Genomic DNA, 12,720 nt, shown 5'->3' with positions numbered 1-12,720 from the left:
TGTCTATCATGACTCAATATGACTACATTGTAATTGGTGCAGGCTCGGCAGGCTGCGTTGTCGCTAACCGTCTGACAGAAGACAGTGAAACAACCGTGTTATTACTTGAAGCTGGGAACCCAGATACGAAACCAGAGATTCAAATCCCAGCGAAATGCATCAGCTTACTAGGCTCCGAAGTGGACTGGGCATACTTCTCTGAGCCAGAACCATACCTGAACGATCGCAAAATCTTTTGTCCCCGGGGGAAAGTCTTGGGTGGCAGCAGTTCGATTAATTTCATGATTTATCTGCGGGGTAATCATCACGATTATGACCACTGGCAGTCATTGGGCAATCCCGGCTGGAGTTACCAAAATGTACTGCCTTATTTCAAGAGATCCGAGCATCAGCAACGTGGTGCCTCCGAATACCACGGGGTTGATGGGGAATTGAGCGTGACTGATCTCATTGCCCCTGCTGTGGTATCCCAACGCTTTGTCGATGCAGCCATAGCAATGGGATATCCCAACAATCCTGATTCCAATGGAATGCAGCAGTCAGGTGCAGGACTCTATCAGTTGACAATCAAGGATGGTAAGCGTCACAGTGCTGCTGCTGCTTTCCTCTTACCCATTCTTGAGCGTCCCAATTTGACTGTAATGACAACAGCTTTGGTGACTCGATTGTTGTTTGAGGGCACCCGCACCGTTGGGGTGGAATACCTGCACGAGGGCACGCTGCATCAAGTCAGGGTTAACCAGGAAGTGATTTTAAGCGCTGGCGCGTTCGATTCGCCCAAGCTGCTGATGCTTTCTGGCATTGGGAATGCAGAACACCTGCAAGCATTGGGAATTCCGGTACTGGTTGAGTTACCAGGTGTCGGTCAAAATCTTCAGGATCACCCTGTCGTGCCCGTGGTACACCAAGCAACTAAGGATTTACACACTGCAAGTACCAGTAGTATTGCTGAAGCTAGTTTGTTTTTACATACTCAGGGTAATCTGGATGCTACACCAGATTTACAGTTTCTCTTCGGTCCGATTGTGTTAGCACCCCCGGGCTATGCCCACTCTGGTTCAGGATTCACAAGTCTAGTCTGTTTGACCCATCCCCAAAACATTGGGAGTGTTAGTTTGCGTTCGCTTGATCCCAAGGACGCACCAATGATTCGGCTAAACTATCTGCAAAGTGAAGCCGATGTGCAAAAGCTCGTTGCCGGGATTAAATTAATGCGTAACTTGTTCTATGCAAGTGCCTTTGATGAGTTTTGCGGTGAAGAAGTCGCTCCCGGTGCAGAAAAGCAGAGCGATGAAGCACTCGTTGCTTACGTCCGAGAAGTTTGTAATACTGTGTATCATCCGGTCGGCACCTGCAAAATGGGCACTGATACAATGGCGGTGGTAGACCCGGAACTACGGGTACATGGGGTTGAGGGGTTGCGTGTCGTTGATGCATCCATCATGCCAACAATCACCACAGGAAATACGAACGCACCTACTATTATGATCGGCGAAAAAGCAGCCGATTTAATTAAAGCGAGCGGCACTCGACAAACTCTTCTCGCTAAGTACAACTTCCAAAATCCAGCCCACTCAACCTAGCTAGGAGTCGGCGAGAGACGACATTATTTGGACGACGTAGCCCTGTCTCTACACAATACTGCGCGGCAGGGCGATCGCGATTTCCAACTAATTGCACCAAAAGCTAAACCTCGAATAGCTTTTACACAGGCTCTCTAACCCCAGCTAAAAACAGTCAAATCGGTGGTTTGACTAAAAGTTTTGGGGTGGCAGTGGTTTTCCTTGGCTCTTAGGAACATTAACTACGTTTAAAGCTTTGGCAATTGCAATAACGTCATTATCTAAACGTTGAGCTTTAGCATTGCCAGGACAGCTAATATCTGGCGATTGCTGATCAGCTAACCTAATGGTAGTAGTTGTACCAAAAGAAACAGATTTGACGCAACTTTGTTTTGGCAAGTTAGATAAAGGTTCAGCAACTTTCAGGTCGCCCAAAAACTTTTTCGTCAATTTTTCGGACAATTTACCTTGATTAGACCCTTTGCCATCAACATAATTAACTTCTCCATTTGGTGATACGTAAATGCGGTATCCAATCGTATTTGTAGAGCCACTATTGAGGATAATCGCAATGTTATTGGGTACAAGCGCCATTGCTAATTGAGACGAACAAAGTAAAAATGATACACCTGCTAGCCCCAGTAAGCTATTAGAAAAAATCCGATTCATATAATAAATTTCCTCATTTATGAGTCTTGATTGTCAAAATTTTATGACCATTATTCATCTGGATAAGTTTCTTTAATTTCCTGATTTTAAACAGGCTGTTCAGCAAAAATCTCTGGTCATACTTTTGTTATAAGTTTGTCATAAGTGCGTCAAGAAAATATGAAATGATTAGTAGTTTTGCTTTACGGATTATGTGAGTTTCGCTAGCAAAAAACAAGGGCAAACCAGATAGATATTACATACTTTAATAACTCAGTATATCGCTGGCTTTGTTCCATGAACTAGAAAAACAGCACCTAACTACAAACGATCGCAGCCGATACCCATATCTTTTGGATAGCAAAAGATGTATTACTTGATGCAATGTCAGCATTCGTTACAAAAGCGATTGCCCGAAGCACAGTGCTTCGGGCAATCGCAATCCTTTGCGGCTTGTCGTTGGCGCAGCCTCTCCAAGAGTTGAGAAGACATCGCATCAGTAATCCCACAAATAACCAACTTGAATACTCAACAGGACCTTAAGATTAGCTATTTTTTCCCTATAGTTAACAAATATCTATTGCTGAAGATTGGGTGAACTCGGATTGCTATAGTCATACCATTGAGGCAAAATGACATAAACTTTTATTGGTTTATCGTATTTAACGCCAATTTCTTGCATAGAGGTAAAGATCATGGCTACTCTGCACCGTTCAACGACTGATATCTGGCTGCCGCTACCTGTTGCTGCATGGCAGGATACTTATAAAACGCTGCATCTATGGACTCAGATTGTTGGCAAAATTCGGTTAGCATTAGCTCCCAAAATCAATCATTGGTGGCACTCAACGTTGTATGTCACGCCCCGTGGACTCACAACCTCGACAATTCCCTACCGAACCCGCAATTTTCAAATTACCTTTGATTTTCTTCTTCATCAACTCCTAATTGAGACAAGTGATGGCACGACGAGAAGCATTGAATTGGCTCCCCGCTCTGTGGCTGACTTCTATCAAGCGGTGCTTAATACCTTGAAAGAAATCGGAATCGAAGTGCGGATCTGGACAATGCCGCAGGAAGTCGCTGCTCCAATTCCCTTTGAGCAAGATGAGGAACATGCTGTCTACGACTGCGAGTATGCTCAACGATTTTGGCAAATTCTGATTCAAGCCGAGCGGATCTTGACCCGATTCCGCTCTCACTATGCTGGAAAATGTAGCCCAGTACATTTTTTCTGGGGCAGCTTTGACCTAGCGGTAACTCGGTTCTCTGGGCAACGTGCTCCAGAACATCCGGGTGGTGTGCCCAATATGGCAGATTGGGTGACGAGAGAAGCCTATTCACATCAGGTCAGCAGTTGTGGTTTTTGGTTTGGAGGTGGCTCGGTCGAAGCCCTATTCTATGCGTATGCTTACCCGGAGCCAGAGGGATTCAAAGATTACCCAATTCAGCCGCAGTCAGCTTTCTATAGCCTAGAGATGAAAGAATTCATCCTGCCCTATGAAGCGGTGCGGCAGGCTAACGACCCAGATGCAATGGCGCTTGTATTTCTACAAAGTACATACGAAGCAGCCGCTAATTTAGCACAATGGGATCGTCCCGCATTGGAATACAATCCAGTGGTTAAGAGGTGACATAGTTGAGTGTTGAACATGATTAGGCAATCGAAATGAAAAGACCTGGATTTATTGAGCGTCATCACCTGTGGACAGAAATCCAAAAAGAAGCATCTGAAAAGATCAAGGCTGTTGTCAAAGAACGGGATCTATTGTTGATTCGTACCGCTTGGTCAGACCAGCATGGCATTGTTCGCAGTAAGTCGCTCTTACCCCAAGCGTTTTTAAGCGCCTTAGAAAACGGTATGCAAATCAGTACAGGGACATTCCTGTTTGATACTGGTGGTGCAATAGTATTTAACCCCTTCGTTCCCGGCGGTAGCTTAGACATGCCTCTGATGACAGGTGCGCCAAATCTTGTGGCTGTTCCTGACCCTCATACCTTCAAAATTGTGCCTTGGGCAAAACGCACTGGCTTTATCCTCTGTGACGAGTACTTTCAAAATGGCCAGGTAATGCCCTTTTCCAGTCGCGGTATTTTGCGCCAATCATTGGTAGAGTTAGATCAAAGAGGGTTGGAGCATATTGTCGGCTTAGAAGTTGAGTGGTATCTGGCAAAGTTGTCAGATCCGATGTTAGCGATCGCTGATGTTGGTACTTCTGGAAAACCTGGTGAACCTGCCAAAGTTAGCGCTGTAGAGCATAGCTTTCAATACCTTTTAGAATCCCACAATCCAGAGATTCACGACTTGTTGCGCGTTCTGGCAGAAAACTTAGTTGAAATGGGATTGCCTTTAAGGAGTGTAGAAAACGAAGGAGGTGCTGGTCAATTTGAATTTACCTTTGACCCAATTCCGGCATTGCAAGCTGCGGATACAATGATGATATTCCGAATGGCGACCAAGCAAATCTGCCGTCAACAAGGTTACATCGCATCATTTATGTGTCGTCCAGGATTACAAGGTTGTTCTTCAAATGGTTGGCATTTGCACCAATCCCTTGTAGACCGAACCACAGGCCAGAACGTTTTCATGTCTGCAAACTCCAAAAGCCTAATGTCAGATTTAGGTAAACACTTCGTTGGTGGTCTTCTGAAACACGCCAATGCTGCTTCTGTATTCACAACCCCGACAATTAACGGCTACAAAAGATTTAGACCTTATTCCCTAGCCCCTGATCGTGCAGGGTGGGGATTGGAAAACCGAGGAGCAATGATTAGATTACAAGGCGGTTTTGATGATCCCACCACCCACATTGAAAACCGAGTTGGAGAACCAGCAGCCAATCCCTATCTGTATATGGCATCGCAATTGATTTCTGGGTTAGATGGTGTAGATCATAAAGTTGACCCTGGCTCCCCAACAGAGGAACCTTACGCTACAGAAAGTCCGACCTTACCCAACAGTTTGCCAGAGGCGATTTCATATTTGAGTCAAAGCGAACTTTTTTCTCAAAAAATGGGGCAGGAATTCATCAACTTCATCATTAAGATGAAACAGAGTGAAATTAATCGCTTTTTAGAGTCCGTCGCTTCACAGCCACCAGAAGACTATTTAAAGCAGGTGACTAACTGGGAGCAAAGAGAATATTTTGAATTATTTTGAGTTGAGTTTGGTTTAAAGGACTTCCAAAAAATGAAATCACTAGTAAATCACAATCATAATCATTACTATTGCAGATTTACCATACTGCATCACCTTTGGTTTGAGCGTAGAATAACTGGATTAAGTCATTGATGAGGATTGCGATCGCTATGACTGCAACCACAAAAAACTTTACTAGATAAGATGTCAGCAAAATTATCGCATACGTCTCGAATAAATCTGGCGGGGCGGCTCTTTTCTTATTGTCTACCCCAAACCTAAATGCAGCTTGAGAGCAGCATCAACTAATTGCATCAAATGCTGATTCAAACAACCTACCCCATCTCCTAAAATGCGCTGCTTAGAAATCGTGCGTATCTGCTGCGCTTGTACCTTAGAAGGCTTAGATAAACCACTTTCCTCTGGATTCAATAAAACCTCAAAAGGATAAAGACGACTAACGTTAGACGTAATCGGTAAAATTGTCACCGTACTAGCAGCACTGTTATTAGCATCATTGCTCACAATTAGCACAGGTCGGCGTTTATCCATTTCTGCCCCTACTACTGGACTGAGATTAGCATAGTAAATTTCACCACGTTTCATCTGTTAACCCATCCCCGATCGTCAAATCCCAATCTGGGTCAACTTCCGCTGAAGCTTGGCTGTAAGCTTGCTCTAATTCCTGATAGCGCAGTAACTCCAGTGCTAACTCAATGACTTGGGAGCGAGATTTACACCCCTTTGTCACTTTGTAATTCTCAATAAACTCTATCAAAGATGCTGGTAAGGAAATGGATAGTTTTTCAGCTGGCATGGTATTACCAAAAGGTAATTCTATTTTTCTTACTTTATAGTAGCCAAAATAGTAGTAAATAAACTTCAATCCTAGAAAATAGAAATTCCATCGCAAAAGTCAGTTAAAACGCGGTGGTTATCAAGGTGTTAGTCCGTTAAAAGTGACTTGGGCTAATATACATGGACAGATTGTACAACTTTGTAATATCTAGAATCCTTCTGAGCATCAGAATTGTCTGGAAAAGAACATAAATAGTTGATTTCCTACTCAATCTTGCTTATACTTCGCAATGTAAGCTTTACTTGCTATAGTAAAAAATATTGGCATATAGATTGGTAGGAGAGTGCAATGATAAATCTTCGGGATGGGATTGCCACCCGTTGTAATCGGCTTGGTGGTCAGTGTGTCTTTGTGGCGGTCTAGGCCGTTAGGAAATCTTGATTTGATTTATACACCCACAGCTATGATCGTCGCCCAAGCAATCATTGCTTTTCCAATTGTAGCTGGCTTCAGTTTTACAGCAATTGTCAGTATTAATCCGAAACTACGCTTGGCAACTGTTGTCAATGGGGACGACACAGTGGCAAGCAAACTTGTTGCTGATCAAGGAAGCACGTTTAGGATTAATGGCTGCTGTCATCGCCGGTTTTGGTCGCGTCATCTCAGAAGTTGGTGCATCCATGATGGTGGGCGGCAATATCAAGGGACAGACAAGAGTTTTGACAACAGCGATCGTTACGGAGGTAGGGAAAGGAAATTACGATGTTGCGATGGCGATCGCATACATTCTACTGATCATCACATACACTCTTATCGTATTGCTGACTATCCTACAGCATGACATAAATTATATATTCCTGGAGGTTCCATGATTCGGAGAATTTTCATTGCATGTTTGGCTTGTTGCTTGGCGATTCTGAGTGCTGAAGCGAGTGATATACTGGTCAAGCAAAACCCAGCTATTGCCCAATCCCCAGCGAATAAAAATGTAATCGTGGCAATGACAACGAGCATTGAGGACAGTGGGCTGCTAGATGATTTGGTTCCAGCGATTGAAAAGAAAACAGGATACACTTTAAAAAAGGTTGCAGTCGGCACAGGACAGGCTTTAGCTTTAGCTGAAAAGGGTGAAGTTGACGCACTGTTCGTCAATTCACCGAAAGCTGAACGGAAAGTTTTGGCAGGTGGTGCAGTGATTAATCGTCACTTGGTAATGCACAATGACTTTGTGATCGTCGGGCCAGATGCTGATAAGGCAAAGATCCGAGGTAAAAAGAATGCCGTGGAAGCATTCTCCCTGATTGCGAAAAATCAAGCATTGTTTATATCGCGGGGTGATGACTCAGGTACTAACAAATTAGAAAAAGATTTATGGCAATTGGCAAATATCACACCATCTGGCAGTTGGTATCAGCAAACAGGTTCAGGAATGGCTCAAACCTTGCAAGTTGCCAATCAAAAACTGGGATATACCTTAGCAGATCGAGCAACCTATATATTTCAGAAGAAAAACCTGTCTTTGCCAATACTGGTGCAAGGAGACAAGAAACTGTTGAATCTCTACCATGTCATGGAAGTGAATCCTCAGAAATTCTCCAGGGTGAATAGTGCAGGAGCTAAAGCGTTTATTAATTTTGTCTTATCTCCTGAAGGACAGACACTAATTGCAGCCCACGGGAAAAAAGAGTTCAAACAACCGCTATTTTATGTTGATGCGGGTAGAACGGAGAAAGATTACGGCTTTTAAAAAAAACTTGAGTATCAGATCATTAAGGGTTGCTTTACTGCATATTTGAGTATTCTTTTCCAGTTTTTTCAGAGATTTGTATTTGTGAATACAATCATCCAAGGGGCTGTGAAAGCTCTTGAGCTATTAACAAGTGGCGATAGTGACGTTTTTCAAGTCATGACAATGACATTGTTTGTATCTGGAACAGCTACAGCCATTAGCGTTTTACTGGGACTACCATTAGGAATGTGGCTGGCATTAGTGGATTTCGCCGGCAAGCAGACTCTGAATAGTTTGATTAACTTTGGTATGGGATTGCCACCCGTCGTAATCGGCTTAGTGGTCAGTGTATTTTTGTGGCGGTCTGGCCCATTGGGAAACCTTGATTTAATTTATACGCCCACAGCAATGATTGTCGCCCAAGCAATCATTGCTTTTCCAATTGTAGCTGGCTTCAGTTTTACAGCAATTATTAGTATTAATCCGAAACTACGCTGGCAACTTTTGTCAATGGGGGCGACACAGTGGCAAGCAAACTTGTTGCTGATTAAGGAAGCACGTTTAGGGTTAATGGCTGCTGTCATCGCCGGTTTTGGTCGCGTCATCTCGGAAGTTGGTGCATCTATGATGGTGGGGGGTAATATCAAGGGACAGACAAGAGTTCTGACAACAGCGATCGTTACGGAGGTAGGGAAAGGAAATTACGATGTTGCAATGGCGATCGCATATATTCTTCTGATCATCACATATACCGTTATCGTGTTGCTGACTATCCTACAGCATGACAGGAAAATTCTATGAATACTAACGAGTATGTCCTTAATATGCGACAGGTGAGCGTCGATAGCAAAACACGTAAAAATATCCTGTCAATTGAAAATTTTGCAGTCCGTCCAGGAGAACTGGTTGCTGTGCTTGGCCCCAATGGCGCTGGTAAAAGCACTTTGTTAAGAACAATCAATCTTTTGCAACCTTACCGTGGTGAGATGCAATTATTTGGGCTGGATGTCCATAATACCAATAAAACATTGTTGCGTCGTCGTTCGGCTTTGGTATTTCAGGAAACCTTACTACTGGATGAAACTGTTTTTAATAATGTTGCCAAGGTATTAAAGTTTCGCGGAACACCAACACACAAGATTCCGCAAAGGGTACATACTGCACTTGCAACTTTTGGCTGCGAACACTTGGCAAAACGTTCAGCTCGTTCACTGTCTGGTGGTGAAGCGAAACGGGTTTGTATTGCCTGCGGTTTAGTTGCTGATTCCGAATTACTGCTTTTGGATGAGCCTTCTGCCTCTTTAGATGTGGGAATACGTCCCCAGATAATCGAGAAAATTAGACAATGGGCCCAAGCTAGGGGATCAGCAGTCATATTAGTCAGTCATAATTTTACAGATATACTGCATTTTGCTGATAGAGCGATCGCTTTATTTGACGGTTGTATTGTACAGGATGATAACTTGGAAACCATCATCCGCCGACCAGCTAACGAGCAGTTGGCCAGACTGGTAGGGATAGATAATATTATTCCGTGTCGGGTAGAACAGAGTAGCCGTGGAAATTTTATCAAACTTGCAAATGGGATAGAGTTTTTATATCCTGGGGAAATCACAAAGCCAATTACTGCATGTTGTTTATCTGGCGATACTTTCAATCTTTTCGATGCAAGTTCTTCAATGTTGCATAAACCTTGGTCAGTAATTATTGAAGGGCTAGTAGAACGGGTTTTAAATGGTATTGGGATTTGTAGTATTTGGGTTAAGGTGGGAGAACAAACTTTAATCGCCAGAGTGCCCCGGAGTCATATATTCGGCAATGTATATCCCCATGAAATAATTAAGCTGGCATTCAATCCTAAAGATGCACATTTTGTTTAGAAAAAATGGCGTTATATCATGTCCGCTTGATTACTTATTAAACCCGAAGAACCCACCCTGCCAAAGCTATGCTTTGTCTCCCTGCCCCTAATCCCCAGAGGGTATCCCGAGTTCCCCGCAGGCTCTTAGGGGTTGGAGGTGGGGTTCTTTTATTATGGGTAATTTGGCGGACATGATATTACTCACCCGCCGCAGATAACCTCAGAATGTGTCACTCATACCTAAAGAGTGGTTGCAGGAGGAATTTAAATTTATGCAGAGTTTTCCTTTAAGCACACAACCAACCATTGCAATCCACTCTAAACAGTCGCTACAACTTCCCCGATTTTGCTGATATCGTAACCGCCGAGAATTTCAAATTGTGAGTGAACCATCCGATGTCCCAAAGTACTAAGCAACTGCTGTACTGGTGCTTCTTCCAAATATTTCTTGAGAATCACCAAATCATATCGTGACTGATGTAAAGGGATAAATCCCAGCCCAAAAGCGGTAGCTACAGATGCCGTACTCATACCAGCATCAGCAACTCCTCCGACTACAGCTTGGGCAACATCTTGGTGACTTTTGAGTATATTGTCAAAGCCCTGAATAGCATCGAACGGTATCTGCTCTTTTTGGAGTGTTTGTTCCAAAAGCATCCGACTACCAGAACCTATTTCGCGGTTGACAATAGTCGCTCCCCCTGCAACTAAGTCATTAACTGTTCTAATTCCCATCGGGTTGCCAGACTTCAACAAAAGTCCTTCTTCCCAAACACCAAGGGTAATCAGAACTGCTTCCCTCCCAGCCAGAACATCTCGAACAAAGGGAGTATTATACTCACCAGTTTCAGGATCATACAGATGCATCCCAGCAATGTGCGCCTCACCTCTGCATAGACTGTGCAATGCAGCCATGCTATTGGCGAAGTTATATTGAACTCGCAGTTGGGGATGCCAGCGTTCGGTGGCTCTTGCCCATAGTGAAATCACAGGGGCACAACCAGCAATCACAACTGTGTTGTGAAGTGTGTCGAAATTATCGTCTAAAAGACGGACTCGAACTTTATTTGTACCTGTTTGGCTAGTGCCTTCACCCTTCGGGTTCGACAGTTTGCTTATGCCGGGGAACCCTTTCGGCAGTTCCTCCTGGGGGAAACCCCCAAGAGAGGACTGCCTCACCACCGCAACTGCTTCACCATCAGCCGGAATCATATCTTGGCGAAAAGCATCTTTACCAATTAAGGGATAAGCTATCCATTGTCCTCCTACACGAGCCATGCTAACTCGTAGTTGCTGACCATTCGGAACAGGTTTGGCAAGAACGGCTTCAATTTCAGGTAAATCCCGCTCTAACCAGAATAGATCCTCAACTTGACAACCAAGCGCTTTGGCCAAGCGAAGTGTTATGGCAACTGAGGGAGCATATTGTCCCGACTCTACACCACTAATAGTCTGACGAGTCACACTAGCGATGTTAGCCAAATCTTGTTGGCTCATGCCTAGACGGGTTCTGATTGACTTCAAGTTATTACGTAGGTCACTATCCTGCTTCATTGGCTTTGTCTCTTAGTTTCAAAAAGCCGTAGCGGATTTAACAAAGCATCTGCCAAGGCGAAAGTCTGGTCTTTGAGTTTAGATCATTTCTCTTTGACGACATGACTGTGCTTTCGCTGTCGTGATTCCCCATATAAGAAAGACTATCACATCAATTGCCAATTTGCTTGCGAAGCGCAAAAATAATTTGCGGGTGTTTAGTTTTTACCTGCTATTTTGGCTCAAAAGCCCAAATTCCAATAAACTGAGCATTTGTCTAGTATCATCTGATTTTCCTAAGCTAAGGAATAAGAATTAAATAACATACAATTTACAGCAGATTGCAACAAGCACCTCTGTACAGATTATTATAAGGGCACAACATTGTTGTGCCCCTACCTGTATACCTCATTTACCTGAAAAACGCTCTATGTCCCTGGCTTACGCATCTACGTTTTGATTGCGACCGAGCATCTTACGTAAATCTAAACCCCCTGAAGGTTTGCTCTGAACTACAGATTTAGGGTATAAAATATCTCTAAGGTCTTCACCTAACAGAGGATTAATAATCTCACAACAACGGTCAATATTTTCTCTAAATACTGGTTCGACTTGGTACAATTCATGGGCCATATTCACATATTGAGTACCCACACCAGTAAACATAAAAGCAACGGGTCGTGCGCTTGTTTCGCAAATGCTGCTGATAACTCGTTTTGGATCTTCTAATCCAACTACAGCATCGGCAATATCACGACAAACAACCGCACGTCGATGCTGAAAATCTTGACGACCAACTTGTAATGTATATGCCACATCTGCCAAGTTACTATCTGGATGCTGCTTGAGATGTGCCACTAAATTAGCAGTTGCTGTTTCCAAAGCCGAGCTAGTTTTTGCAGATAACTTTAAAATTTGGTAAGGACGCGATACTTGAGAAGCTACAATAGTAGGTGCTTCTTCCAAAACTAAATGAGCATTGGTACCACCAATCCCAAAAGAACTAACACCAGCACGTCGGGGGTTTCCGTCGGTTTCCCATGCCAATAGCTTGCTATTAACATAAAAAGGACTATTGGCAAAATCAATCTTCGGATTCGGTTGGTCGAAATTCAAGCTTGGTGGTATCTGTTTATGTTTTAAAGCCAAAACAGTTTTAATTAAACTAGCGACACCTGCTGCTGCACCTAAATGTCCAATATTTGTTTTTACAGAACCAATACCGCAAAAAGCTTTCTTTTGCGTACTGTAACGAAAAGCTTGAGTCAGTGCAGCAACTTCAATCGGGTCTCCTAAAACTGTTGCTGTACCGTGGGTTTCAACATAAGAAATTGTTTCGACATCAACTTCTGCAACTGCTTGAGCTTCGGAAATTACCGCAGATTGACCTTCAATACTTGGTGCAGTGTAACCAACTTTCAAAGAACCAGAGAATATCAAGAGAAGAGG

The 12,720-nt window shown here is 43.5% G+C and carries 11 protein-coding genes and 1 pseudogene; 7 read left to right on the top strand and 5 right to left on the bottom strand.

Annotated features, from left to right (window positions below):
* Positions 1-8 precede the first annotated feature (8 nt).
* Positions 9-1,583: a GMC family oxidoreductase gene (locus tag V7K36_RS23395; protein ID WP_335119875.1), complete on the top strand. Its 1,575-nt coding sequence runs from the start codon at positions 9-11 to the stop codon at positions 1,581-1,583.
* 171 nt (positions 1,584-1,754) lie between these two features.
* On the opposite strand, the gene V7K36_RS23390 is transcribed toward V7K36_RS23395, so the two are convergent.
* Positions 1,755-2,231: a hypothetical protein gene (locus V7K36_RS23390; RefSeq protein ID WP_335119733.1), complete on the bottom strand. Its 477-nt coding sequence runs from the start codon at positions 2,229-2,231 to the stop codon at positions 1,755-1,757.
* A 674-nt stretch (positions 2,232-2,905) separates the two neighbouring features.
* Here V7K36_RS23390 and V7K36_RS23385 point away from each other — a divergent pair.
* Both V7K36_RS23385 and V7K36_RS23380 read left to right on the top strand, forming a co-directional pair.
* The gene (locus V7K36_RS23385) at positions 2,906-3,844 is read left to right on the top strand and encodes a DUF5996 family protein (protein WP_335119731.1); all 939 of its coding nucleotides are present in this window, start codon (positions 2,906-2,908) and stop codon (positions 3,842-3,844) included.
* A 35-nt stretch (positions 3,845-3,879) separates the two neighbouring features.
* On the top strand, positions 3,880-5,370 hold the full coding sequence (locus V7K36_RS23380) for a glutamine synthetase family protein (protein ID WP_335119729.1): 1,491 nt from the start codon (positions 3,880-3,882) through the stop codon (positions 5,368-5,370).
* A gap of 246 nt (positions 5,371-5,616) precedes the next feature.
* Here V7K36_RS23380 and V7K36_RS23375 read toward each other — a convergent pair whose 3' ends face one another.
* A complete protein-coding gene (locus V7K36_RS23375) occupies positions 5,617-5,955 on the bottom strand; it encodes a type II toxin-antitoxin system PemK/MazF family toxin (RefSeq protein WP_335119727.1) in 339 nt (112 codons plus the stop codon).
* Positions 5,942-6,166, bottom strand: a complete 225-nt coding sequence (locus tag V7K36_RS23370; protein WP_334834121.1) for a CopG family transcriptional regulator — start codon at positions 6,164-6,166, stop codon at positions 5,942-5,944. The genes V7K36_RS23375 and V7K36_RS23370 overlap by 14 nt, the downstream gene beginning before the upstream one ends.
* A gap of 506 nt (positions 6,167-6,672) precedes the next feature.
* Between V7K36_RS23370 and V7K36_RS23365 the strand changes: the two genes are divergently transcribed.
* The 4 genes from V7K36_RS23365 (at position 6,673) to V7K36_RS23350 (ending at position 9,757) form a co-directional block, all read left to right on the top strand.
* A complete protein-coding gene (locus V7K36_RS23365) occupies positions 6,673-7,020 on the top strand; it encodes an ABC transporter permease (protein WP_335119726.1) in 348 nt (115 codons plus the stop codon).
* Positions 7,017-7,895, top strand: coding sequence for a substrate-binding domain-containing protein (locus V7K36_RS23360; protein WP_335119724.1), 879 nt, complete (start codon positions 7,017-7,019; stop codon positions 7,893-7,895). Before V7K36_RS23365 ends, V7K36_RS23360 begins: the two co-directional genes overlap by 4 nt.
* A gap of 84 nt (positions 7,896-7,979) precedes the next feature.
* Positions 7,980-8,678 (top strand): ABC transporter permease, encoded by a 699-nt coding sequence (locus V7K36_RS23355; protein ID WP_335119722.1) that lies wholly within the window; start codon positions 7,980-7,982, stop codon positions 8,676-8,678.
* A complete protein-coding gene (locus V7K36_RS23350; RefSeq protein WP_335119720.1) occupies positions 8,675-9,757 on the top strand; it encodes an energy-coupling factor ABC transporter ATP-binding protein in 1,083 nt (360 codons plus the stop codon). Before V7K36_RS23355 ends, V7K36_RS23350 begins: the two co-directional genes overlap by 4 nt.
* Positions 9,758-10,056: 299 nt before the next feature.
* Here V7K36_RS23350 and V7K36_RS23345 read toward each other — a convergent pair whose 3' ends face one another.
* Entirely contained in the window at positions 10,057-11,292 is a 1,236-nt protein-coding gene (locus tag V7K36_RS23345; RefSeq protein ID WP_335119718.1) for a substrate-binding domain-containing protein, read from the bottom strand.
* Between the two features lie 435 nt (positions 11,293-11,727).
* Positions 11,728-12,699, bottom strand: a pseudogene (locus V7K36_RS23340) (CurL C-terminal domain-containing protein); the annotation flags it as partial.
* Positions 12,700-12,720 lie beyond the last annotated feature (21 nt).

The organism is Nostoc sp. (genome assembly GCF_036919555.1).
Lineage (GTDB): Bacteria > Cyanobacteriota > Cyanobacteriia > Cyanobacteriales > Nostocaceae > Nostoc.
Note: the sequence above shows the minus strand (reverse complement) of the source record. Positions and strands in the feature narration are given on the sequence as shown.